Below are 24,972 nucleotides of genomic sequence, written 5' to 3' on the forward strand. Positions count from 1 at the left end.
ACATGTCCAGCCAACTGCCCACCTTCTTCGACCACAGCCGGCACACACTCAGCGTCCACAAATTCGACGCCACCCTCGACGTCCTGGCCTTCCACGGCGAAGAACAACTCAGCCAGCCCTTCCACTACGGCATCGAATTCACCTGCACCGAACAGGACATCGCCGCCGACCAGCTGCTCAATCGCGACGCCCGTTTCAGCCTGCACGCCCCACCGCGCAAGCCCAGCTTCCTGACCCGGGACCTCCCGATCAAACCGCTGCGCACCCTGCACGGCGTGGTCACCGGCTTTAAGCGCCTGTCCGGCTCCATCGACGAAGCCCGCTACGAAATCACCCTGCAACCACGCCTGGCCTTGCTCGCCCGCGGCCAGCAGTTCCGCCTCTATCGACACCAGTCCGTGCCGGAAATCGTCGAACACATCCTGCGCAGCCGCCACGATTTTCGCGGCGAGGATTTTTTCTTCAAGCTCACGCGCAAGTACCCCAGGCGCCTGCAAGTCATGCAATACGGCGAAAGCGACCTGGCCTTCATCGCCCGGCTGCTGGCCGAAGTCGGCATCTGGTACCGCTTCACCAGCGACGAACGCCTGCACCTCGACGTCGTCGAATTCCACGACGACCAACTGCATTACCAGTCCGGCATCCAGCTGCCTTGCCACTCACCGGCCGGCCTGAGCAGCAGCGAGCAGGACGGCGTCTGGGCCTTGCAAACCCAACACCAGGTAGTCGAACGCCAGGTCAATATCCGCACCTACCAGCACCGCGACGCCTACGCCCACCTGGACGGCGAGATCGACCACACCCGCGGCGCGACCACCACCTACGGCGAGGCCTACCACTACGCCGAACCCTACACCGCCCTCGGCGACCGCTATCAATTCTACGAAGACCTGCCACCGGAAACCGGCTACTTCTACGCCCGCCTGCAACACGAACGCTACCTCAACGACCAGACCCGCCTCAGCGGCACCAGCAGCAGCGCGACCCTGGCCCCGGGCCAGGTGCTGAAAATCACCGGCGGCGCGCCCCAGGCCTTCGCCCGCGGCACGGTCATCACCCACCTCAGCACCCGCGCCGCCCGCGACGCCAGCTTCGAAGCCCGGTTCCAGGCCATCCCCTATTCGGAAAGCGTGTGCTTCCGCCCACCGCTGCAGCCCAAACCGCAGATCGCCGGCACGATCCCGGCCCGGGTCAGCAACCCGCAAAAACACGACCCCTACGCCGAAATCGACGTCGAAGGGCGCTACTGCGTGCAGTTCCTGTTCGACCGCGACACCTGGAAACCCGGCGAGGAAAGCATGTGGCTGCGCCTGGCCCGGCCCTACGCCGGCGACACCCACGGCCTGCATTTGCCGCTGATCGCCGGCACCGAAGTGGCCGTGGCCTTCGAACAGGGCGATCCGGACCGCCCCTACATCGCCCACGCCCTGCACGACAGCGAACACCGCGACCACGTGACCCTGCGTGCGCGCAATTACAAGCGCAACGTGCTGCGCACGCCGGCCAACAACAAGCTGAGGATGGAGGACACAAGGGGCAAAGAGCACGTCAAGCTGAGTACCGAGCACAGTGGCAAGAGCCAGCTGAATCTGGGGCATCTGGTCGATGCCGAGCAGCAGAGGCGGGGTGAAGGGTTTGAACTGCGCACCGATGGGTGGGGGTCGATTCGGGCGGGGAAGGGGCTGTTCATCAGTGCTAATGAACAGCCGAAAGCGCAGGGCGAAACGCTCGGCATGAATGAAGCTCTGGCGCAACTGGAAGAGGCATTACAACGTGTGCAAGGGTTAGCCCGTAACGCCGTAGTGGCAGGGGGGCTGGAGGCGGATGAGACCGTGCCCAAGCAGCTGAAGGCCGCGTTGGGGCAATTGAAAGAGGCCGGCTTGCTCGTCTCGGCCCCTGCCGGCGTGGCGCTGGTAACGCCAGCGCATATGCAGTTGGCGGCTGGTCAGACCCTTAGCGCAGTGAGCAACAACACTGACTTTAGTGTGCTCAAGCGTCTTACGGTGACGGCAGGTCAAGCCATTGGCCTGTTCGCGCAAAAGCTCGGGTTGAAGTTAATTGCCAACCAAGGCGCTGTAACGATCCAGGCACAGAACGACCGCCTTGAACTGTTGGCCAGGCAAGGTCTGGACATCAGCAGCACCGAGGACGAAATCCGCATCACTGCGAAAAAGAAAATCACCCTCAACGTTGGCAGCAACTACATCACCCTCGATCCCTATCGCATTGAGATTGGCTCACCCGGTGAAGTCGAGATCAAGTCTCCACACTTCGATTACGTCCCGTCGGCGGGCAGATTGAAAACTGCGCTCTCACCATTGGCCGATCCGTTGGCCGATATGCCCAACAGGCTGCTGTTGAACTTCTACGATGCTGCGGCCAAGCCCATTGCAGACGTGCCTTATACCCTGACGTTCGACAATGGCCTGGTGCTGCAAGGGATGCTGGACGAGCAAGGTCACGCTCTGCACAGCCCGGTTCCGGATAAGCCGGCGCGTGTGCAGTACCAACTTCCCGAGCCTGGACCGGATCAGCCTTGGCCTTCCTATGACTTGTTACTACAGCATTCGATTGGTGAACCCGCTGAAATGGAAAAAGTATGAATCAGGAACTGCAAAACGCCATGGCGTTCTACGAGTCTGCTCCGCAGGACGCTTATTCAGGAGTCGAGGGGAAATGGCTTTGGCTGTGGGAAGTGTTACAGGGGGATTTCCATGAAAATCCGACCACGGCACAAACTGTCACTGGAACGTTGATTTTCATGATTCCCCTAGTGGATCAGATCGGCGATGTGCGTGATTTGGTTGCGAATTGTCGAAAAATTAACAAGGACAGCAGCGATACCTGGAGTTGGGTAGCGTTGATATTAACGCTTATCGGGTTGTTTCCGACATTGGGGTCGTTACTGAAAGGTTGTCTTAAAATTATCGTTTTTTCTGTTCGGAAGTACCTTTTCAAAGCCCTGAAGCCTGCGCCGCGCATCGATGGGGCTGTGCTTGATCAGGCGATGCTTCTATTAAATCGTTACTTGTACCATCCAGCAGTAAAGAAAGTCCTAGTATCAATGAAAGTTTACAATCCATGTCATTATCTGGCTGGGAAACTGAATGAGTTAAATAGGAGCCTGTCCGTACAGGGGCTGTTGGCACGACTGGATGAGCTTATGCGGGTCACGCGTCAGTTGTTTAATTTCGTCATGAAGTTCGGGCCGGATGCATTGGGCATCCGGATAGAGCGACTCTGGACAATCATAATGGATGTCAGAAAGAAGGCTGATGAAGGCCTGGCAAAGGCATTGCGCCCGGCGCAGGACTATCTCGACCAGATCATCAATCGCCTTCGGGTCGAAGGGGATAATGCCTACCGTGCGCGGCCAGGTAACAATTCACATGTGCTGGGGCAGCGTCAGGACGCTGAGTTGGAGTTGATTAAGCAGAAAAAGCCGGATTGGGTAGATGAAGTGAAGAGTTTGAGCTATCCAGCCTTGGAAAAACTTCCGTCAAAGTCGTTGAGTCATATTGCCGAAGGCTGGCCAGATATCAGTGCAACCTCCAAGCACAACGGTTTGAAGGGGGCATTCAAAACCTTCGATAAATCCATGCACGCGGCCAAAGTTTCGCCCGGCGAGCGACTCTACCGAGTTCTGGACCCAAGTTCCGGGGACAACAGCATTTGCTGGATGCGCGAGGGCGAGTTCACGGTCCTGCAGTCAAAAAGCCAGTGGCGGCGCGAATTCGCGGTATGGAAGCACTGGAACGAGAATGGTGAGTACGTCATCTATACCGTGCCACCAGGCAAACCGCTCCAGGTTTGGGAAGGACGTGCCGGGACCCAGGTACTCAAACCAAATCCTAGCTACAAGTTAGAGGGCGGACGGCAGCAGATTGTGCTCAATCCAGATGATCTAAATCCTAAGTTTATAGCTCCCCGGCAAAAAACCGGTTGGGGGTATGACGATGGTATTGGCGATTCGAACCTTGACCCGATCAAGCCATTCTTGGGCCTGCCTGAGTTAACCCATAAATGGCGTTTACCTGACACTAGGAAGGAGCCTTGAAATGGCTATTTTGCACCCTCTTGAATGCTACTTGCTGGAAAGTTTTAGCTCCCCCGAGCACTTCGCGGCTACCCGCGATGCAATCATCGACTGGATTGACGCCCACGAAAAGGCCTACGCTCGCTTGCAACACCAACTCGACCCGCGCCAGCGCAACAAACCGCAATGGCAGCAAGGCGATGTCGTCTGGGGAAGCCGCGTGCTGCCCAATATCCGTCCAGATCGGGACTTCTATATCAAAGCCTATATCCAGCGAGTCAACAACGACCCGCTGGCATTCAAGGCAGGTCATGCCATGAACTCCAACAACCGTGGCATCAGCGAGTTCTGGGACGGCTGGATGACCGAAGAAGAACAAGAGCGCATCTCGCTAACGCAAGACCGGGCTACGGAGCTGGATTCTCGGTTGGGGGCAACTGCTGGAGGGCGTTGGGATGAAGGTGATTTGACCTATAACGGACAGGATAGGGTTTATCGACTTGATGAGTTGCCTCAGCGTATTCCGCGTTACGAGCTGGATTTCAGCGTGCGCATCGAAAAGGATGAGCAGCCTAAACATATTGGTATTTACCTACCAGATGAAGATTTTGCAGCTGCACACTTGCTGTATCCCACTGAGTGGGTTGAGGGAGAAGAACAAGTCCGGCGCGGCGTAAGACGTAGCACTTGGATCAATCCTGATACTGGTAAGCGTGACTACGACTGGGAAGACTACGAGAGGGTTAAAACCGGTTGGACACTGATCCGCCGCGTAGAAGACGAATTCATCGACGTACCCGAACGAGGCTTCTTCCCTAAGGGTGAACCGGACGAACTGTACACCTGGCCCGAGCGCGAAGCGCAGTTCATCAGACGGGATAGTGTCTTTATCACGGCTATGTCGGGAGAGCTCGCAAGCCACACCGGCAAATGGTCGATCTTCGGCCGTAAGGGCTTTGAATATCTCGACCTGAAAAAAGGCCAACGCCTGCCGCACAAGGACGAGCAGTCAGTGAAGTGGACCCTGATCCAGCGTGACGATGGTGGCTCATGCACGGAGGCACATCCATGAAAGGAATTATCCGAATCGGCGACAGCACCACCAACGGCGGTGCTGTGCTATCAGGCGCCACGGGGATGCGCTTTGGCGGTATCGGCGTGGCCCGTCAAGGTGATCCGGTCCGGTGTGGTAAACACGGTCCGACAATAATTAGCGAGGGGCATCCTACCTTTCGTAACAACGGCATCCCCATCGCCTTTCATGGGCATGTGTGCGCCTGTGGCTGTGCCTTGGTTTCGTCCTTGCCCAACGCGACGGCGAGCTGATTTTATGCCGGTCAAATTGTACGAGGTACCCCCTGAACTGACCCCGCCACCGGCCCCGCGTGCATGGCGTTGGCTGGTTTTGCTGCCGGTGTTACTGCTGCTGGGGCTCGGGCTGACGTTGTGGTTGGGAGGTGACGCCTTGACTCAGCATCCGCGCCTGCTTTGGCAGATCGGGCTTGGGGCACCCATGGCGATCTGGTTTTTCCTGAGCTTGATCCGTGCCTTGGTGTATCTCGGCCAATTGAGCGTGGCTGACGGCTGGAACGATGAGCGTGAAGCGGACCTGGTTCAGAAGATGCGTCAGGGGCGTCGCTCGCAGCAAGTGCTGGCGGTGAGTTTGCATACCGCATTGCGGGAATCGGGAGCGCACGATGGCGAGGCGCAGCGGGACGCTTTGCTCGACGCGCACAAGGCCTTACGTGTCCAGGCTGCCTGGCAACCCTGTGAAGAGGGCATTCGCCACAGTCGCTTGGCGGTCGAACAGGGCGGTATGCCTGAGGCGGTGCTGCGCAGGGTATTGCGGCAAGTATTAAGTGATCTCGCCCGGGTGCTGCAAGCGCTGCCCGAGGACAAGCCGCTGGCTCTGTTGCTGGAAATGGACACCAGCGTTTCCGAGGAAAACCTCAACGGACTGTGGCAGGACGTCTGGTCCGAGTCCGGTATACGCCAGACGGTCACACGACTTGAAGGCCGCGGGCTGGCAGCGGTGGATGACTGGCTGGATCAGCGTATCCGCGAACAGACGCTGTTGCTGGTGGTGGCGTTTCAGGTTGCGCCCGCGCAAGCGGAAGATACAGCCGAGGCGGTGGTGGGTTTGCTCTTGGGTAACCGCCTGACGCAAACCACGCTGGAGCCGCTGGCTTATCTGCATCGTCCTGAACCGGTGCGCACGCCGACCTCTGAAGGTTTGCTCTATGCCACTCACCAAGCCCTCGACTGGGTCCCGGTGGAGGCGGCATCGATCCGGCATGCCTGGTGCGTCGGAACCGATGCCCAGCGTTCTTCGGCGATTACCACGGCGATCAGCGACGTCGGGATGCCGTTGAAGGTTGAACAGGGGTTGCACGACCTCGACGCCATTCTGGGCAATCCAGGTTGCGCGACACCCTGGGTAGCGATTGCTGCTGCAGTGGAGTCGATCCGCGACGAGGGAGAGCCACATCTCATTTTCAGTGGGGATATCACCGCCGACGCATGGTTGTGGTGCTCGGCCGTCATGCCCCCCTCTCCGAATCAGGAATAAATAGCTGATGCGCAATAGTCGTTCGATAGGGTTGTGGATAGCGCTCGTGGTCATTGTGTTCGGAGTGAGCCTGTGTCTGCTGATCGGGTGGCGACCCGAGTGGCTGGGGATCCACCCGGAGACGCCAGAGCAAACGATGGGCTGGTGGGGCACGATCAGTCTGATCTTGGTAGTGTTGGCACTGGGCGGTGGTTACTTGTTGATGGGCCTGAAGATGGGGCGCGTCTCTTTTCGGCAGCAGAAAGGAGATGACCGCGCCATTTCGGCTCCTGCGCCTGCCGCTGAAAACAAGGCGGACTCCTTTTCTGAATCGGTGCTGCGAGATCATCTCTACCGCAATCACGGTCCCTTCTGGCGCCGCAAAATCCGCCTGCTGCTGGTCGTCGGCGAACCCGAACAAATCCACGCCATCGCCCCGCAACTCACTCAAAAAAACTGGGTGGAAGGCCAGGACACCGTCCTGATCTGGGGCGGCAGCGTGCAAGGCAATGCGGAGGATGCGCCTTTTAAACAGTACCTCAGCCTCAACCGCTGGCGCGCACTCGACGGCGTGATCTGGGCCCTGAACAAAGAGCAGTCCAGCGATGCCGCCGCAATGGGCGCCGGCGTGCGCTACCTGCAAACCCTGGCCCGCCACCTGCAGTGGCAGTTGCCGTTGTACCTGTGGCAGGTTTGCTACAGCGAGTGGCCGCAGCCCCAGCGCACGACCCAACCGGTAGGCTGCCTGCTGCCCGCGCGCGCCACCGCCGTAGACCTGGAAACCTCCCTGGACCAGCTGATCCTGCCCTTGCGCGAATCAGGCTGGGCGCAAATATTCGGCGACATGAAACACGACTTCCTGCTGCGCCTGTCGCGCGATCTGCAGGCCGAAGGCATTGCCCGCTGGCGCCAGGCGCTCGCGCCGCTGTTCGGCGAATTCGCCCGCGGTCTGCCGTTACGCGGGCTGTGGTTCAGCCTGCCGTTGCCCGAACACAAGGATCACGCGGCGCACCATTGGCCCATCGACCCGGCCTGGCAGGGCGTGCTCGAGGACAAGGCCGTGCACAGTCGCCGTTTGGGCCGACACCCGGTGCGCATCGGCTCGGCAGTGGTCATGGGCCTGGCGCTGGTGTGGGGCGCCGGCATGCTGCTGTCCTTCGCCACCCAGCGCGTGCAGATCGCCCAGGTGCAGACGTCGCTGGTCGCCTTGGAGCAGTCGCAAACGGGCGACGCCCAACTGCTGGCCCTCAACGACCTGATGCGCGAACTGGCGCGCCTGGATTACCGCGCCGAACACGGCGCCCCCTGGTACCAGCGCTTCGGCCTGAACCAGAACCAGAACCTGCTGGAAAAAGTCCAACCGATCTATGTCGAAGCCAACCAGCGCCTGCTGCGCGACCCGGCCGTCGCCAACCTGCAGGCCAAACTCAGCGCCCTGATCAAGCTGCCCCCCGGTAGTGCCGAACGCGCGCACCGCGCCCGGGGCGCCTACGACCAGCTCAAGGCCTACCTGATGCTGGCGCACCCGGAAAAAACCGACGCGGCGTTCCTGACCAAAGTCCTGCAAGAAGCCGAACCGACCCTCGCCGGAATATCCCCAGGCGTGTGGCAAGGCCTGGCACCAAGCCTGTGGCAGTTCTACACCGAACACCTGGCCGCGCACCCCGAGTGGCGCATCAAGGCCGACCCGAAACTGGTCGCCCAGGCCCGGCAAGTCCTGCTCGGCCAACTGGGCCAGCGCAATGCCGAAACCAGCCTCTATCAACAGGTGTTGGAGGGGGCGGCCAATCACGCCCCGGCCTTGAGCCTGGCGCAAATGGTCGGCGACACCGAGGCCGGCGCACTGTTCAGCAGCAAGGCCAGCGTCCCCGGCGTGTTCACCCGCCAGGCCTGGGAAGGCCAAGTGCGCCAGGCCATCGAGGCCATCGCCGAAGCGCGCCGCGAGGAGATCGACTGGGTGCTCAGCGACCACCCCGCCGAACTGGATGCCAACCTGACCCCGGACGTGCTGCGGGCGCGCCTCACGCAACGCTACTTCGAGGACTACGCCAGCGCCTGGCTGGATTTTCTCAACCGTCTGCGCTGGCAGCCGGCCGCTAGCCTGGGCGAGGTGATCGACCAGTTGACGCTGATGAGCGACGTGCGCCAGTCGCCGCTGATCGCGCTGATGAACACCCTGGCTTACCAGGGCCAGGCCGGCGTGCGCGGCCAGGCGTTGGCCGAGTCGCTGATGCAGTCCGCGCAGAAACTGGTCGGCCAGACCCCGGTGCCGGCGATCGACCAGCAGCTGCAGGGCCCGAGCGGTCCGCTGGACGCCACCTTCGGCCCGTTGCTGGCGCTGCTGGGCAAGGACGCCGAAGGCGGCGACAGCGACCGCTTGAGCCTGCAGGCCTTCCTCAACCGCGTCACCCGGGTGCGCCTGAAACTGCAGCAAGTGCACAACGCGCCCGACCCGCAGGCGATGACCCAGGCCCTGGCGCAGAGCGTGTTCCAGGGCAAGAATGTCGAGCTCACCGACACCCGGGCCTACGGCAGCCTGCTCGCCGCCAGCCTTGGCGCGGAGTGGGGCCAGGTGGGCGAGACGCTGTTGGTGCAGCCGCTGGACCAGGCCTGGCAACGGGTGCTGCAACCCTCGGCGGCGGGGCTCAACCGCCAGTGGCAGCGCGCGATCGTCAGCGACTGGCACAGCGCTTTCGCCGGGCGTTTCCCCTTCGCCGCCACCAGCAGCGACGCCTCCTTGCCCATGCTGGGGCAGATGATCCGCGCCGACTCCGGGCGCATCGACCAGTTCCTGCAGCAGCAACTGGGCGGTGTATTGCGCCGGGAAGGCAGCCGTTGGGTGGCCGATCCGCGGCACAGCCAGGGCTTGCGGTTCAACCCGCAGTTCCTCACGGCGATCAACCAGCTCAGCCACCTGGCCGACGTGCTCTACACCGATGGCGGCATGGGCCTGAGTTTCGAACTGCGCGGCAAAGCGGTGCGCGACGTGGTGCAAACCACCTTCGTGCTCAATGGCGAGAAACACGAGTACTTCAACCAGAAGGAAAGCTGGCAGCGCTTCAGCTGGCCCGGCTTCAGCAGCCACCCCGGCACCAGTTTGACCTGGACCAGCGTGCAAGCCAACGAACGGCTGTTCGGTGACTACGAAGGCACCTGGGGGTTGATCCGTCTGCTGGAAAAAGCCCGGGTCACCCCGTTGAACGACAGCGACAGCCTACACCGCCTGCAGCTCAAGGCCCCGGACGGCCTGGAGCTGACCTGGAACCTGCGCACGGAACTGGGGGCGGGGCCGTTGGCGTTGCTGAAGTTGCGTGACTTCACCTTGCCCCAGCAGATCTTTCTCAGTGAAAACGATGAGGCGGTCCTCAAGGCGCAAAAGAGGAGGATCAAATGAACCTGCGTACATTGATCGCCCGATGCCTGGGTGAACGCGATGCCCACTCCCTGGCCCACCTGCAAGCCGAGCGTTGGCAGCCCTGGTTGCAGCCCATCAGCACGGACTTGCCCGTGGGTGAGGATCCGGGCTACGACGATGACTTCCAGCGCATGCGTGAGGAGGTCAACAAACTGTCTGGCGCCGATGTCGATCAGGTGGTGCGACTGGCGGAGACACTCATCACCCAACGCTGCAAGGACCTGCGCGTTGCCACCTACTACCTGTGGGCGCGCTTGCACAAAGACGGTGAAGCCGGGTTGGCGGACGGTCTCGGCCTGCTGGCGGCCCTGGTGGAACGCTATGCCGACGAGGTACTGCCCGCGCGTCCCAATAGCCGCAAGGCGGCGTTGGAGTGGCTGACCAGCGGCAAAGTGCTGGACAGCCTTTCGCTGTTTCCGGAAGTGGTCAAGGACGAGGCTGAACGCACCGTGGCGGCGCTGGCCTGGCTGGAACGCGGGCTTGAGGCGTGGCCGCCGGAGCAACGGCCCGCGTTGGGCACACTGTATGGCGCCTTGTCGGCACGCCTGGCGCAGTCCGGTGGCGTGGACGCACTGGTGCCGCAGAACAGCGCCAGTCATGAAACCAGTGCGCAAACGGCTGCGCCCGACGCGCCAACGATCAAATCCGGCCGCGACCTGTTGGACAGCGGCAGAGCCCTGGCTGTTTACCTGCGCGAGCAACCCCTGGGCTGGCTGGCGGCTCATCGCCTGATGAAGAGCCTGCGCTGGGACACCGTGCATCAGGCGCCGCCCCAGGACGCCAATGGCATCACGCGCCTGACGGCGCCTCGTGGCGAATATCGAGCACAACTCAAGCGCCTGTATCTGCAACAGAGCTGGGCTGAATTGCTCGATCAGGTCGAGCGGATGTACGCCGAGGGCGTGAACCATTTCTGGCTGGACCTGCAGTGGTATGCCTGTCAGGCGCTGAGCAAGCAACCCGCCCCCCAGGACAGCTGGGCCGATGTGGCCAAGCGTGATCTGGGCATGTTCATCGAGCGCCTGCCGGGCGTTGAAGCGCTGTGCTGGAGCGACGGTTCACCGTTCGCCGATGAGACCACCCGCGAGTGGATTGCCCGGCATGTCAGCGGCAATCGCCCCCAGCAATGGTTACCGGCACCGACCGTTGCGGCGCCAGGCGCAGATACCGAGATCCTGTCACTGGAAGGTGAGGCCCTGGCTCAAGCCGACAGCGACGGCATCGAGCAGGCGTTGGCCTGGCTGGCCGCGCGCCCCGGCATACAGACCGGACGGCAGCGCTGGTTGCTGCGCCTGCTGATGGCGCGGGTGGCCGAGCAATATGGCAAGAGCGATCTGGCGATCCACCTGCTGGGCGAACTGGACGCCACCGCCCAGCGCCAGGCGTTGGCCGAGTGGGAGCCCGAGCTGAATTTCGAGGTCAAGGCACGCCTGCTCAAATTGTTGCGCTTGAAAGCACAGCGCAACGATGCCGACAAACCCACCCTTGCCCGGCGCATGGAGGCGCTGCTGGCGGCGCTGGTGGCCATCGATCCGGTACGTGCCGCAGTGCTCTGCGGCTAACCTCATTCATCAGGATTTTTTCTTTGAGCATGGACAATCTGACACTGCGTTATTTCGACGCCGAGATGCGTTATCTGCGCGAGGCCGGCAAGGAGTTCGCCGAGGCTTTTCCGGACCGGGCGGCGCAGCTCAACCTGGACAAGGCGGGCGCCCACGACCCATACGTGGAGCGTCTGTTCGAGGGCTTTGCGTTCCTCATGGGACGGCTGCGCGAGAAGCTCGACGATGATTTGCCGGAGCTCACCGAGGGCCTGGTCAGCCTGCTGTGGCCGCATTACCTGCGCACCATTCCATCGCTGTCGATCGTGGAACTGGCACCCGATCTCAAGGAGATGAAGCGTAGCGAACGGATCGCCAGCGGTTTCGAAGTGTTGTCGCAGCCCATCGGCCCGCACCGCACCCAATGCCGCTACACCACCACCCAGGACCTGACACTGCGACCGCTGGCCGTGGAGTCCGTGCGCCTGGCGCATGAGCCCGACGGACGCTCGGTACTGCGGCTGCGCTTTGCCTGCGGCGCGATGACCGATTGGAACGAAACCGACCTCAGTCGCCTGCCGCTGTACCTGAATGCCGATGCGCCCTTGGCGAGTGCGCTGCATCAGGCACTGACCCTCAATACCCAGGCGATGTATGTACGAATGCCGGGACAAACGGACCGTCAGTTGCTGCGTGGCCATTTTACGCCCAAGGGCTTCGCCGACGAGGACCGTCTGTGGCCCAAGGGTGACAGCGCCTTCAGCGGGTATCAGTTGCTGCTGGAGTATTTCACCTTCCGCGAGAAGTTCATGTTCGTCACCCTCTGCGGACTGGAGCAGTTGAACATCACCCAGGGGACACCCTGGTTCGAACTGGAGGTGGTGCTGGGCCAGTCATGGCCTCAAGCGTTCAACCTGAGCGCCGGGCATATTCGCCTGCATGCGGTGCCGGTGATCAATCTGTTCATCCTGGAGTCCGACCCGCTGGACCTGGCACCTTTGCAAAGCGACTACCTGCTGCGCCCCATGCGCTTGCAGGACGGTCATACCGAGATCTATTCGGTGGACCAGGTCACCTCTTCGAGGAACACCGAGCGCCAGGACTATGTGCCATTCACCAGCTTTCGCCATAAGGGCGGCATGCTGCGGGACGAGGCGCCGGAGCGCTACTTCCATACGCGCTTGAAGCGTGGCGCCAATGGTCTGCATGACACCTGGCTGATCCTGGGAGGGGAGGGTTTTGACAAGGACCTGCTACTCAACGATGCCAGCCTGTCATTGCGCCTGACCGGTACCCACGGCCAGCTGCCGCGCAAGGCCCTGCAAAGCACCTTGCTCGATACCCTGGTGCAATCCACCCGGGCCGGCTTGAGGGTGCGCAACCTGTGCGCGCCGACCTTGCCGTGCTATCCGCCGAACCGCGATCGTTTCCACTGGCGCGTGCTCAGCCACCTGGGCTCGAACTTCCTGCCGATGCTCGACAACGCCGAAGTGTTGCGCGGCACCCTGGCGCTGTACGACTGGACGGGCAGCGAGCTGAACCGACGTCGGCTGGCGGCGATCGTCGAGGTGCGTCACCACCTGATCCAGCGTTTCGAAAAAGGCTTCCTGCTGCGCGGCGTGGATATCGAAGTCACCCTGGACGCCAATGGCTTTTCCGGCGAGGGCGACATCAGCCTGTTCGGCGAAATGCTCCATCGCTTCTTCGGCCTGTATGCCGACATTCATTTGTTCAACCAGCTCACGCTGATCCTGCAACCTACCGGAAAGTGCCTGCGATGGAACGAGAACCACAGTCAACGTATTCCCGGCTGAAAGCCAGTGGATTACTGGAAGCACTGCAGGGGCGGGTGGCCGAGGCCAATCTGTATCGCTTCTGCCAATTGCTGGAACAGGCCTTGCCGGATCATCCGCCACTGGGCAGCACGGCGCATCCGGCGGATGACCCGGTACGCTTTCGGCCCGACCCTGGCATGGGCTTTCCGGCCGGGGAATTGAAGGCGATCGAAACCAGCGACGGTCATCCGCAGCGCCCGGCAACGGTGCGCACACGCCTGCTCGGGTTGTACGGGGTCGACTCGCCGATGCCGACGGCGTTTCTCGACGACATCGCCCAGCGACGGGAAGGGCATGAGGCGGTGGAAGCCTTCCTCGATATCTTCAACCACCGGATCTTCACCCAGTTCTACCGCATCTGGCGCAAGTACTCCTATCCGGCCACCTTCGAGGCGGGCGGCACCGATGCGACTTCGCAGTGCCTGCTGGGGTTGATCGGCCTGGGCATTCCCGGCACCGCCCGGCAGATCGCCACGCCGGTATCGCGCTTCCTCGCGCTGCTGAGCGTGATGCGCCTGCCCACCCGCAACGCCGAAGGCATCATCGCGCTGGTCAAGCTGCTGGCTCCCGAAACCCGGGCACGGGTGACGCCCCATTGGCCGCAGAAAATCCCCTTGGCGCAGCCGGCGAGCCTGTGCAGCCGGCGCCCGGTGAGTCTGTCCCAGGGCACGCCCCTGGGCAGTGTCGGGCATGACGCCAATAGCCAGTTGCACCTGGCGCTGTTCACCGAGGATGAAGACGAGGCCCGCGGCTGGCTGCCGGCTGGCCAGTTGCACAACGACCTGCGGGTGTTGCTGCGTGTGTACCTGGGCTGGCGTTGCACCGCGAAGCTGCAATTGTCGCTACCGCTGCGCAGCCTGCCGGCGCCGGTGCTGGGGCGATCGCCGGTACGGCTGGGCATGACCGCTGTGCTGGGCCCGGGCAGTGACGCCTGGGAGGTCGGGGCGCACGACACCATCACCCTCAATCTGGGCCGCTACCAGGGCCTTTCGAAAAATGCCCGGGACAGGGAGATAGAACATGTCACGTACGGTTTTTAAATCATCGATGGTCGTTGCGCTGGGTGCATGGCTCGCCGGCTGTGGGGTGACCCAGTCAGTGACGGACAGCACCACCTCCGCCGCCAGTTCGATTTTCTACAAGCAGGTGAAAACCTTGCACCTGGACTTCAGTGGGCGGGCATCGCTGAACGTCGATGACGCGGACATGAATGCATTGTCGGTCGCCACGCTGGTTCGGGTGTACCAACTCAGCGACAACAAGGTGCTGGAAAAGGCCACCTACGACAGTTTGCTGAGCCATGACGACCGGGTGCTGAGCGCGGATCTGCTGGACAAGCGAACCCTGGTGGTCAAGCCGGGCGAGGGGGCGCAACTGAGCGTGCCCCTGGACGACAACGCGCGCTCCGTCGCCGTGGTCGCGTTGTTCCGCCAACCCGACAGCCAACCGAAGACGTGGCGCCTGACGTTGACCCGTGATGACCTGGATCCGGACCGGGCCCGGGTCATCGAACTGGCGGACAACCGGCTGACCTTGCGACCTTTGGCCAAGGACTGATCGATGACCGACTTCAATCCTTCGCTCTACGAAATGCTGCTGCAGAATTTCGACGGCGAGCTGGACCTGTATCGCGTCGCCGAAGCGGACCAGCACACCCTGTCGGTGCTGGACAACCTCCAACGCATCCTCAACAGCCGGGCGGGCACGCTCGGTCATCTGCCGGATTACGGTCTACCGGATATGGGCCTGATCCTCCAGGGTTTGCCCGCGGCGGCACATGAGCTGATGAAAAGCATGGGCGAGACCTTGCTCAAGTACGAACCGCGCCTGGCGGCGGTGAACATCGAACTGCTGCCGCAGGTGCAACCGGGTCATCTGGAATACGCCCTCGACGTGCAGCTCAAGGCGGGGCAGCGGCTAACGTTCGGTACCACCCTGGCGCCCGAGGGCCGAGTGCTGGTGCGTCACCTGAAGCGGCAGCACTACCTGTCGGCCATGAACCTGTAACGGAAGGGAAGCGCGATGACGGCGTTGTTTGAAATGCGTATACGCGCGGGCGGTGATCCGCGCGGCTTCGGCGAGTTCATGGCGTTGCGTGATGAACTGGCCAAATTGAGCCACCCGGCCTGTCCGGACGTGAACTGGGTCAAGGTCGAGCAGTTGTGCCTGACCTTGTTCCAGAGCAATGGGGCGGATCTGCAAACCGCGGTCGCTTACGCGCTGGCGCGCAGCCAGCGCCATGGCCTGTCAGGCATGGTGGAAGGGGTGGCCTTGATCGAGGCGCTGAGCTGCGAATGGCCGCACCTGTGGCCGCCCGTGGAATCGATGCGCCTGGAGAGCCTGAACGGGCTGTTCGCTCAATTGCAGCCCTTGCTGCGCAGCCTGGCGCTGGATACGCGCAGCTTGCCGGCACTGGTTCATCTGGACACCGGGTTGAGCCGTTTGCACCAGCGACTGGGCGCTCAGGCTCAAGTGCCGATGGTCACGCTGCAGGCTCTGCGCCAGCAGGTCGATAGCCTGATGCGGCGCCTGCAGCAAAGCCCGGCTGCGGAGGCAACCGTGCTGTTGTCGACGAGAGGCCCAGAACCGGCATTCGTGATGCCGGTGGTGATCCTGCCGCCCCCTCGCATGCCCGAAGCGGCAACTGCAGACCCGACGACAAAGAGACGTCAAATGGCCCTGTGGCTGTTCGCTTTGGCGACGGCCATCGCCTTGGCCGGCTGGTTTGGGTGGAAGCACTGGCTGGCAGGCCAGGACGGCGATCATCTGCCTGCCGAGCCCGTGCAGTTGGACAGTCTGATGCTGTTCGATGCCGGCAGCGCCGAGCTCGGATCCGGCTCGACCAAAGTGCTGATCGATGCCCTGGCCGGCATCAAAGCCCGGCCAGGCTGGCTGATCGTCATCGTCGGGCATTCCGACGCCACGGGCGATGCCGGACAGAACCTTGCCCTGTCACGCGCCCGCGCCTCTGCGGTGCGTGACTGGATGCAGCGCATGGGCGACCTCCCGGACCGTTGTTTTGCTGTCCAGGGGCTCGCAGCCAGCCAGCCGGTCACCGGCAATGACACCGAGTCCGGACGCGCCGCCAACCGACGTGTCGAGATCCGTCTGGTGCCGCAAGAGGGGGCCTGTGGAAACTGAAAACAGGCGTGGCAGCCGGCAGAGAAAGTCGGCGGATTCTGGCGTAGCTGTAGGCAACGACACATAATGTTGTAGGCATCGCGAAGGCATTTTGCCGATGATTAAACAAGCGTCGACATTTACGTTGGTTTTGCGCTGTGCGCTTCCCACAGCTGATTAAAACAAGCTGAAATAACAGGAAATGTCCGACGTATTTTTAGGGTTGGCTGTCGGAAGTGCGGCGGTTAGCGTGGTAGCTCTCATCACTCAGCAGAGCGTCACCATGCCCAACGACACACTCAAGACCCTCGAGCCATCAACGGCGCAAAGCACCTCCCCGTATGCCTCCGGCGATTCGAAAAAATTTCACCAGGCCGCCGACCGGGCCCTGGACCATTACCTCAAACCCAGCGCTCCCGAAAACGCCGACAGGCTACGCAAACCCGCGATGATTTTTATCGTTGCCCCCGAAGTCGACAACGAAACGCTACTGGCCCAGGTCTGCGAATTACTAGCGTCAGCCAATGCCATGGTCAGCGATCTGGCCGGGCTGGTGGACGGAACCCAGCGCAACACGATGCTGGCGATTCAGCAGGTCATCATGCTGGGTGAGCTGGCGGTGAATCGGGTACTGGATAATGTGTCGCCGCCGCAAACGACTCAACTGCTGAACAACTGACGGATCAGGTTCGGTGTACGCCCGAGCCAGCGCTTTAACGAGCGCCGCAAGTTCGCCGCATCGTTAAAGCTCAAGTACTGCGCCACCTTGTCGTTGATAAAACCCTCCACTAAACGGGCTCCCTGTGCTCGGAGGAGAATCCAGCTATCCGCCAAATCCAATGATTGCTTTGGTTTCCAGGTATTCTTCAAAGCCGTAGACACCGTATTCACGACCATTACCGGATCGCTTATAACCTCCGAACGGTGCCATTGGATTCCAGGCGGGGTAGTTCAGATGCACTTGCCCCGCGCGGATACGAGACGCCACTGCACGCGCCAGATCAAGGTCCTGAGACTGAACATGGGCGCCCAGCCCATATACCGTGTCGTTCGCGATAGCGACCGCCTCATCGATGGTTTCATACGCAATGATGCAGAGCACCGGCCCGAAGATTTCTTCCTGGGCGATCCGCATGGCGGTATCCACTTCGGAGAAAACAGTCGGCCTGGTATAGAAACCCTTTTCATAACCCGACACGCGTCCTGGTCCGCCGCAAACGAGTTTTGCGCCCTCATTCAGGCCAGCTTCGATCAGTGCTTGCACGCGGTTGAACTGGGCTTCATTGGCAATCGGGCCGAGTACCGTCTCTGGCGATTGCGGATCGCCAACGATGATCGCATTGGCCGTTGCGGCAGCCAGCGATTCGACCTCCGCCAGTCGGTCCTTTGGAACGATCATTCTGGTCGGGGCGCTGCACGATTGTCCGACGTTGCGAAACGCAGCCATCACGCCCAATGGGACGGCTTTGGCAAAGTCGGCGTCGGGGAGCAAAATGTTCGGAGATTTTCCTCCCAGCTCTTGCCCGACACGCTTCACCGTATGGGCGGCCGCCTGTGCAACCAGTGCGCCTGCGCGGTTGGAGCCGGTAATCGAAATCATGTCGATATCAGGGTGTTCAGCCATTGCAGCGCCGACCTCGTGGCCACTTCCGTTCACAAGGTTGAAGACGCCGGGCGGAAGGCCCGCGTCGTGAACCACTTGTGCAAAAAGCAGGGCGCTCAAAGGCGACAGTTCGCTTGGTTTGAGGACCACGGTGCATCCGGCAGCGATAGCTGGGGCGACTTTCGCGGTGATTTGATAAAGCGGCCAGTTCCACGGCGTGATGAGGCCGCAGACGCCTATGGGTTCGCGTTCAATCGCGGTCCCGCCCTCGATTGTCTGGAAACGATAGGTGGACAGCAGATCACGTGCGACCCGAACGTGTTCCGCCGCGAGAGGCACTTGCATTGCCCGTGCAGAACCGATGGCCGAGCCCATTTCGAGAGAGATCGCCTGCGCAAAAACCTCTTTTCGCTCAAGGATAAGGTCATGGATCTTACCCAGGAAATGTGCGCGCAACTCTGTGGAAGTGGCAGACCAACCCGCAAGCGCCGCACGGGCCGCCGCTACCGCCCGATCGACATCCTCGGCAGACCCTCTCGCGACTTGCGCAACGACCTCTTCGTTTGTCGGATTGACCACCGGCAAACTTGCCGGGCTTGCCGGGACAGTCCAACAGCCATTGATATAAAACCGGTGAGACGTTTGCGGATCAATGCTGTAGCTATTCGAAGATTGTGTTGTCATCCAGGGAGCTCCTTTAGAGCGGTAACAGGCACTGTGGGCAGCAGAGGTTGGTCTGTCCCGCGACCTTGCAAGGTCGCTGGAACAAAGGTCGAGCCGAACGTGACCTTGAAGGTTGCAAGCCGGCAGCACATCGCCGTGGGGGCCAGCACGTGGCGATGCCGATTCTTCTCAATAAGCTAACAAAGCAGGCCAGGCGCAATATGCCGTTCTTTAAATGTGCAAAGGATAATCTGCTGTATCTGCACTTGTTTGCGGCACTGCTCAAATGAATCAGTTGCTATGGGCCCGAGATCGGCAAGGGCGTTCAATGTCACTGCGGTCACGCCTTTGACGATACGCGTCTTCAGGCGCACCTTGGTGAGAAGGGCGAGGTGTTTCAGAGCGTAGGGGAGGCAGATGAAGCCGGGCTTTTTATGCGCACGAATTAGCGCGTCTGGAAACCATTTGAGTGTCCGGTGCCTGCAGGTCGCACCGGTCTGGGTCGATCATGCCGGGGTGGAGCGCCTGAGTTCGGACCGTCCCGCAAAGTCTGCTGAACAAGCCCTGTAAAACGGTGGTTTGTACCAGGCAGCCTCTATTTTTAACCGTTTATACAGGGTCTCTTGGTGGTGTAATAAATCCGTGATGCAGCCTTGCGCCGATGTTTCCAGACGGAGCAACTGCTTGCCCTGGTCGCAATCCTCAGCGAATGGCCGGCACACCAGCGCCCCCGGCCCTCAATGGACATCCCAAAATGCCTGCACCTTTAACGCCCGTACAGACGAATCCTGAACTTCCCACGCACGCTGACGTTGTCGTGATTGGCGGTGGCATTATCGGAACTTTTGCTGCCTATTACCTGGCCAAGCGCGGCATGAAGGTCGCACTGGTGGAAAAAGGACGCGTCGGTGCCGAGCAATCGAGTCGAAACTGGGGCTGGTGCCGTCAGCAGAACCGAGACGCTCGTGAGCTGCCGATGTCGACCAAAAGCCTGGATCTGTGGGAGCAGTTCGCCGCCGAAACCGGTGAGGACACAGGATTCAGACGATGCGGCTTGCTCTACCTCAGCAACAACGAGAAGGAACTGGCCGGTTGGGCGCGGTGGGGTGAATTTGCCCGTACTGTCAATGTAACGACTCATATGCTGACCGCTGAACAGGCCGCTCAACGTGGCCGGGTGACCGGCAAGCCCTGGAAAGGCGGGGTCTTTTCACCGAGCGACGGTATCGCGGACCCGTCCCGTGCGGCCCCGGCGGTCGCACGGGCCATCCTCAAGCTTGGGGGCACCGTGCACCAGGGGTGCGCAGCGCGTGGCCTGGAGACCGAGGGTGGCCGGTTGTCTGCAGTCGTCACCGAGAAGGGCACCATTCGCACCAAGCACGCGGTGCTCGCCGGGGGCGCGTGGGCCTCCTCTTTCTGCCGTCAGTACGGCATCCGGTTTCCCCAGGCGACCATTCGCCAGACGGTGATGGCGGTGTCCAAGGGCGGCAAAGAGATACCGGATGCGCTCCACACAAATGACATCTCCATGACCCGTCGCTCTGATGGAGGGTTCACGCTGTCCATCAGTGGCAGTGGGCGTGTTGACCCCACCCTGCAACTTCTGCGCTTCGCCCCGCAGTTCCTGCCGATGTTCCAGCGTCGCTGGCGCAAGCTGGCGCCCGGCGGCCTGCAAGGCGTCCAGTCGGGTCATGAAGGCTTGGGCCGTTGGCAGCTGGACCAGCCAACGCCGATGGAGAGAATGCGAATTCTTGATCCGAAGGCAGACGCCAGGATCGTTGAATTGACTTACAAGCGCGCGCTGGACCTGGTCCCGCTGCTGAAGGCGTCGACGGTCACCGGAGCCTGGGCAGGCTATGTGGACAGCACGCCTGACGGCGTCCCGGGAATCGGCGAGATGGCGACCCTGCCTGGCCTGGTACTGGCGGCGGGGTTCAGTGGCCATGGCTTCGGCATCGGCCCTGGCGCTGGCCACTTGATCGCCGACATTGTCAGCGGTGGCGAGCCTCTGGTTGATCCTCGTCCCTATCATCCGGACCGCTTCCGGTCATCGGCTTGGGGCAAAGTCGCGGAATTCTGAAGACAGGCCACCTGCTGATGCAGATCCGGGTTGGCGGCACAAGGCTTCCACTCGCAAGACAATAAACGGGCGCGTCCTTTCAGGGCCGCGCCCGTTCTTGTTGTGCAGGCGCAGATTCTGCCGAATGAGCGCTTTTTCGCATGGCTGGTCGGTGCACCATGACGGCCCGCAAAGCCCTTGAACAGAGGGTGAGCGCCCGAGTCTGGGGCGTCCCGCACAGTCTGCTGAGCAAGCCCTGCAAAACGGTGCTTTGTGCCAAGCGGCCTATACTTTTAACAGTTTATGCATGGTCTTCAGGTGGTGTAATAAATCCGTGATGCAGCGTTGCTCCGATGCTTCCAGAACGGCGCAACTGCTTGCCCCCTCATGACCTTAACCATCACTCAGGACCGCACTCATGAGCTTTCTTCGTCCCAAGTTCATTACCTTTGACTGCTACGGCACGTTGACCAACTTTCAGATGGGGACCATGACGCGCGAACTGTTCGCCGATCGGGTCCCTGCCGAGCAAATGGATCAGTTCGTCCAGGACTTCTCCGCCTATCGCCTGGACCAGGTGATGGGTGACTGGCGTCCATATGATGAGATCCTCAAGACTGCCCTGGCGCGGGTCTGCAAGCGTTGGGGTGTCGAGTACAAGGGCGAAGGCCAGCTCTATTACGACGCCGTACCGACCTGGGGTCCGCATGCCGACGTGCCGGCTGGCCTGGCGAAAATCGCCGACAAGATTCCCCTGGTGATTTTCTCCAACGCGATGGACGAGCAGATCATGTCCAACGTCGACAAGCTCGGCGCACCTTTCCATAAGGTCTTCACCGCCCAACAAGCCCAAGCCTACAAGCCGCGCCTGGCCGCCTTCGAGTACATGCTCGATAACCTGAACTGCGGGCCGGAGGACGTTCTGCATGTGTCCTCGAGCTTCCGTTATGACCTGATGTCGGCCCACGACATGAAGATCAAGCACAAGGCCTTCGTCGCCCGTGGTCATGAGCAACCGGCGAACGCCGTCTACGGTTACCACCAGATCCCGGATATCGGCGGTTTGGCCGGTTTGGTCGGTCTCTGAGTCTCAGGGCACTCTTCAAGGCAAAAGGGGTTAGACATGGGCAGTGAGTCCTATTGGCTCGATACCGCACCGGCATTCACCGGTGCTCAGTCCGGCGCGTTGCCCGGGCAGGTCGATGTGGCCATCGTCGGTGGTGGTCTCACCGGCCTGGCAGCGGCCCGGGCCCTGGCCTTGAAGGGGGCCAGCGTGGTGGTGCTGGAAGGAGGGCGGGTGATTGGCGAGGCTTCGGGGCGCAATGGTGGCCACTGCAGCACCGGCGTCGCCCAGGACTACGTGGCACTCAGTGCCAGCCTCGGCGCTGACAAGGCGCGTGCTTTTTATCAAGCCTATGAAAGCGCCGTGCAGAGCGTCGTTTCGTTGGTGGAGAAGGAGCAGATCGCCTGCAATCTCACACGCAATGGCAAGCTCAAGCTGGCCGCCAAGCCGATGCATTACGAAAGCCTGGCGCGTACTTGCGAGTTGATTCGGCGAGAGGTGGATGCCGATGTCGAATTGCTGTCCGCGCAAGAGGCCCGTGCCGAAGCCAACTCGATGCAGTTCCATGGCGGCATGCTGCAGCGTAACGGCGTGCAGATGCACATCGGCCGCTTCGGTGTCGGGTTGGCCGAGGCGGCAGCCCGTCACGGCGCGTTGATCTTTCAGGACGTGATGGTGACGGACTGGAAAGCCAGTGCCGGCGGCTATCAGGTCAACACCACCAAAGGCTCGCTGCACGCCAAGCAGGTTCTGCTGGCCACAGGCACATGTCAGCAGGGTGGATTGGGCTGGTATCGGCGGCGGATCGTGCCGGTGGGCAGTTTCGTGATCGCCACCGAGGTGCTGCCGCAGGCCCTGATCGACAGCTTGCTGCCGGCACACCGTTCCTATGTCACCAGCCGCATGATCGGTAATTACTTTCGCCTGACGCCGGACAACCGCTTGCTGTTTGGCGGCCGTGCGCGGTTTGCCATGTCTGACAGCGTGTCCGACGCCAAGAGCGGCAAAGTGTTGCAAGCGGCGATGGTGCAGATGTTCCCGCAGTTGGCTAGCGTCAAGGTCGATTATTGCTGGGGTGGACTGGTGGACATGACCTCTGATCGGTTGCCCCGGGCCGGCCAGCATGGCGGGATTTATTACTCCATGGGTTACAGCGGTCATGGCGTGCAGATGTCGGTGCACATGGGGCAGGTCATGGCTGAGGTCATGGCCGGCAAGGTCGAGGCCAATCCGTGGCGCGAACTCGATTGGCCCGCCATCCCCGGGCATTTTGGCAAACCCTGGTTCTTGCCACTGGTAGGTGCCTATTACCGGCTGCAGGACTACCTGCACTGAGTTCATGGGAACAGATTTCAACAAATTGCGCTAATTGCGAGCAATCGAGCCTTATCACTTACGAAAGGTAGAACTGACATGACTGACAATAAAAAAAATAGCGACTCACAGTTGATCACCGGTGAAGAGAGCCTGCGGGTTTTCGAAGGGCTCAATCGCGGCATGTCTCGCCGCAATGCATTGCAAATGCTGGGGTTGGCCGGAGTGGCCGTCGCGGGCGCCGGTAGCCTGTTCGGTGCCGCCGGCAAGCTGTTTGCCGATGATGAAGCCTCAAGCCCTGGCAAAGGCAAGCCTGGCGGTCGTATCCGCGTCGCAGGCTCGAGCAGTTCCACCGCCGACACCCTGGACCCGGCCAAAGGTTCGTCGTCCACCGACTATGTACGGCATTTCATGTTCTATAACGGGCTGACGCGTTTCGACAGTCATATGGTGCCCCAACTGGAGCTGGCCGAGCGTATCGACACCACGGACGCCACGCTTTGGGTGATCAGCCTGCGCAAGGAAGTGACCTTTCACAACGGCAAGGCGCTGACAGCCGATGACGTGGTGTTCTCCCTGTCGCGGCACAAGGATCCGATCACCGGTTCCAAGGTCCTGGCGGTGGCATCGCAGATCGCCGAAGTCAAGGCGAACGGTCCTCACGAAGTGCAGATCCGATTGAGCGGCCCCAACGCTGAACTGCCATCGGTTCTTGCCATCTCTCACATGTTGATCGTTCCCGCAGGTACGAGCGATTTCAGCCAGGGCGTCGGTACCGGCCCGTTCAAGGTCAAGGAATTCAAGCCTGGCGTGCGTTCGATTGGTGTGCGCAATACCAACTACTGGAAACCCGGCTTGCCCTATCTCGACCAAATCGAATTTATCGCCATTTCCGACGAGCCATCACGGATCAACGCGCTGCTATCGGGCGACGTACATATCATCAACGAGGTTAACCCGCGCTCAACGGTCCGCATCAAGGCCAGCGCCAAGCATCGGGTCGTGGACTCGCCGTCGGGTAATTACACTGACCTGATCATCCGTCAGGACCAGATGCCGGGCAAAAGCCCGGAATTCACCGAGGCCATGAAATTGCTGCTGGATCGGGAACAGATCAAGTCGGCGATATACCGTGGCTTCGCCAGGGTCGGCAACGATCACCCGATCGCACCCGGTGCACGTTTCTTCAACGCTGATTTGCCCCAACGTACCTACGATCCGGAAAAGGCCAAGTTCCTGCTCAAAAAGGCCGGCATGGAAAATATCACCATGCCGCTGATGTGCTCGCCGGCCGCGACCGGTTCGGTGGATGTCGCCGTGCTGCTGCAGCAGTCGGCCAAACAGGCCGGACTCAAGCTCGACGTCAACCGCCTGCCGAGCGATGGCTATTGGTCCAATCATTGGGCCAAGCACCCGCTGAGCTTCGGCAACATCAACCCGCGGCCCAATGCCGACATGCTGTTCTCGCAGTTCTTCCAGTCCAGCGCGCCATGGAACGAATCGGGCTGGAAGAACGACCAGTTCGATCAGCTGTTGTTACAGGCACGCGGTGAAACCGACGAGGTCAAGCGCGGCAAGATGTACGGCGACATGCAAGCCCTGGTGCATGAGCATTGCGGTATCGGCGTACCAGTGTTCATCAGCAATATCGATGGCGCCGACCAGCGGGTAAAAGGCTACGGCACCAACCCCTTGGGTGGTTTCATGGGCTACATGTTTGCCGAGCAAATCTGGCTGGAGGCTTGATGAAGGTCGGATTTTTGCTGCTACATTGC

18 protein-coding genes and 1 pseudogene are annotated in these 24,972 nt (G+C 61.2%); 17 read left to right on the forward strand and 2 right to left on the reverse strand.

From position 1 onward, the window contains the following. Positions 1–2 precede the first annotated feature (2 nt). From F8N96_RS20060 to F8N96_RS20120, 13 genes are all read left to right on the forward strand, one after another. The gene (locus tag F8N96_RS20060; RefSeq protein ID WP_150799281.1) at positions 3–2,603 is read left to right on the forward strand and encodes a type VI secretion system Vgr family protein; all 2,601 of its coding nucleotides are present in this window, start codon (positions 3–5) and stop codon (positions 2,601–2,603) included. Beyond that, entirely contained in the window at positions 2,600–4,057 is a 1,458-nt protein-coding gene (locus F8N96_RS20065; RefSeq protein WP_150799282.1) for a hypothetical protein, read from the forward strand. Before F8N96_RS20060 ends, F8N96_RS20065 begins: the two co-directional genes overlap by 4 nt. A 1-nt stretch (position 4,058) precedes the next feature. Continuing rightward, a complete protein-coding gene (locus F8N96_RS20070; RefSeq protein WP_150799283.1) occupies positions 4,059–5,108 on the forward strand; it encodes a type VI secretion protein ImpA in 1,050 nt (349 codons plus the stop codon). Continuing rightward, positions 5,105–5,362 carry a PAAR domain-containing protein gene (locus F8N96_RS20075; protein WP_082930463.1) on the forward strand — a complete coding sequence of 86 codons (258 nt, stop codon included), beginning with the start codon at positions 5,105–5,107 and terminating at the stop codon, positions 5,360–5,362. The genes F8N96_RS20070 and F8N96_RS20075 overlap by 4 nt, the downstream gene beginning before the upstream one ends. Positions 5,363–5,366: 4 nt before the next feature. Beyond that, a complete protein-coding gene (locus F8N96_RS20080; RefSeq protein ID WP_150799284.1) occupies positions 5,367–6,605 on the forward strand; it encodes a hypothetical protein in 1,239 nt (412 codons plus the stop codon). Positions 6,606–6,807: 202 nt separating this feature from the next. Next, a complete protein-coding gene (locus F8N96_RS20085; protein ID WP_412071818.1) occupies positions 6,808–9,978 on the forward strand; it encodes an ImcF-related family protein in 3,171 nt (1,056 codons plus the stop codon). Further along, entirely contained in the window at positions 9,975–11,561 is a 1,587-nt protein-coding gene (tssA, locus tag F8N96_RS20090; RefSeq protein WP_150799286.1) for a type VI secretion system protein TssA, read from the forward strand. Before F8N96_RS20085 ends, tssA begins: the two co-directional genes overlap by 4 nt. Before the next feature lie 23 nt (positions 11,562–11,584). Continuing rightward, positions 11,585–13,354 carry a type VI secretion system baseplate subunit TssF gene (gene tssF, locus F8N96_RS20095; RefSeq protein WP_150799287.1) on the forward strand — a complete coding sequence of 590 codons (1,770 nt, stop codon included), beginning with the start codon at positions 11,585–11,587 and terminating at the stop codon, positions 13,352–13,354. Continuing rightward, positions 13,318–14,415, forward strand: a complete 1,098-nt coding sequence (gene tssG, locus F8N96_RS20100) for a type VI secretion system baseplate subunit TssG (RefSeq protein ID WP_150799288.1) — start codon at positions 13,318–13,320, stop codon at positions 14,413–14,415. Before tssF ends, tssG begins: the two co-directional genes overlap by 37 nt. Further along, positions 14,396–14,932 (forward strand): type VI secretion system lipoprotein TssJ, encoded by a 537-nt coding sequence (tssJ, locus tag F8N96_RS20105; RefSeq protein WP_150799289.1) that lies wholly within the window; start codon positions 14,396–14,398, stop codon positions 14,930–14,932. Before tssG ends, tssJ begins: the two co-directional genes overlap by 20 nt. A gap of 3 nt (positions 14,933–14,935) precedes the next feature. Continuing rightward, complete coding sequence (gene tssE, locus F8N96_RS20110; protein WP_064677099.1) at positions 14,936–15,382, forward strand: type VI secretion system baseplate subunit TssE; 447 nt, start codon at positions 14,936–14,938, stop codon at positions 15,380–15,382. Between the two features lie 15 nt (positions 15,383–15,397). Beyond that, the gene (locus F8N96_RS20115; RefSeq protein ID WP_150799290.1) at positions 15,398–16,516 is read left to right on the forward strand and encodes an OmpA family protein; all 1,119 of its coding nucleotides are present in this window, start codon (positions 15,398–15,400) and stop codon (positions 16,514–16,516) included. A 262-nt stretch (positions 16,517–16,778) separates the two neighbouring features. Further along, entirely contained in the window at positions 16,779–17,174 is a 396-nt protein-coding gene (locus tag F8N96_RS20120; RefSeq protein WP_150799291.1) for a DUF6124 family protein, read from the forward strand. Here the strand turns inward: F8N96_RS20120 and F8N96_RS20125 are convergent. Next, positions 17,156–17,284, reverse strand: a pseudogene (locus tag F8N96_RS20125) (AraC family transcriptional regulator); the annotation flags it as partial. The gene F8N96_RS20120 and the pseudogene F8N96_RS20125 overlap by 19 nt on opposite strands. 34 nt (positions 17,285–17,318) lie before the next feature. Further along, entirely contained in the window at positions 17,319–18,782 is a 1,464-nt protein-coding gene (locus tag F8N96_RS20130; protein WP_150799292.1) for an aldehyde dehydrogenase family protein, read from the reverse strand. 733 nt (positions 18,783–19,515) lie between these two features. On the opposite strand from F8N96_RS20130, the gene F8N96_RS20135 reads away from it, so the two are divergent. The 4 genes from F8N96_RS20135 (at position 19,516) to F8N96_RS20150 (ending at position 24,943) form a co-directional block, all read left to right on the forward strand. Then, positions 19,516–20,841: an NAD(P)/FAD-dependent oxidoreductase gene (locus F8N96_RS20135; protein WP_150799293.1), complete on the forward strand. Its 1,326-nt coding sequence runs from the start codon at positions 19,516–19,518 to the stop codon at positions 20,839–20,841. Positions 20,842–21,238: 397 nt separating this feature from the next. Beyond that, positions 21,239–21,907 (forward strand): haloacid dehalogenase type II, encoded by a 669-nt coding sequence (locus F8N96_RS20140; RefSeq protein WP_150799294.1) that lies wholly within the window; start codon positions 21,239–21,241, stop codon positions 21,905–21,907. A gap of 36 nt (positions 21,908–21,943) precedes the next feature. After that, entirely contained in the window at positions 21,944–23,218 is a 1,275-nt protein-coding gene (locus F8N96_RS20145) for an NAD(P)/FAD-dependent oxidoreductase (protein ID WP_150799295.1), read from the forward strand. Positions 23,219–23,296: 78 nt separating this feature from the next. Beyond that, positions 23,297–24,943, forward strand: coding sequence for an ABC transporter substrate-binding protein (locus F8N96_RS20150; protein WP_150799296.1), 1,647 nt, complete (start codon positions 23,297–23,299; stop codon positions 24,941–24,943). The last annotated feature ends 29 nt before the right edge of the window (positions 24,944–24,972 follow it).

Source organism: Pseudomonas fluorescens (assembly GCF_902497855.1).
Classification (GTDB): Bacteria; Pseudomonadota; Gammaproteobacteria; order Pseudomonadales; family Pseudomonadaceae; genus Aquipseudomonas; species Aquipseudomonas fluorescens_BI.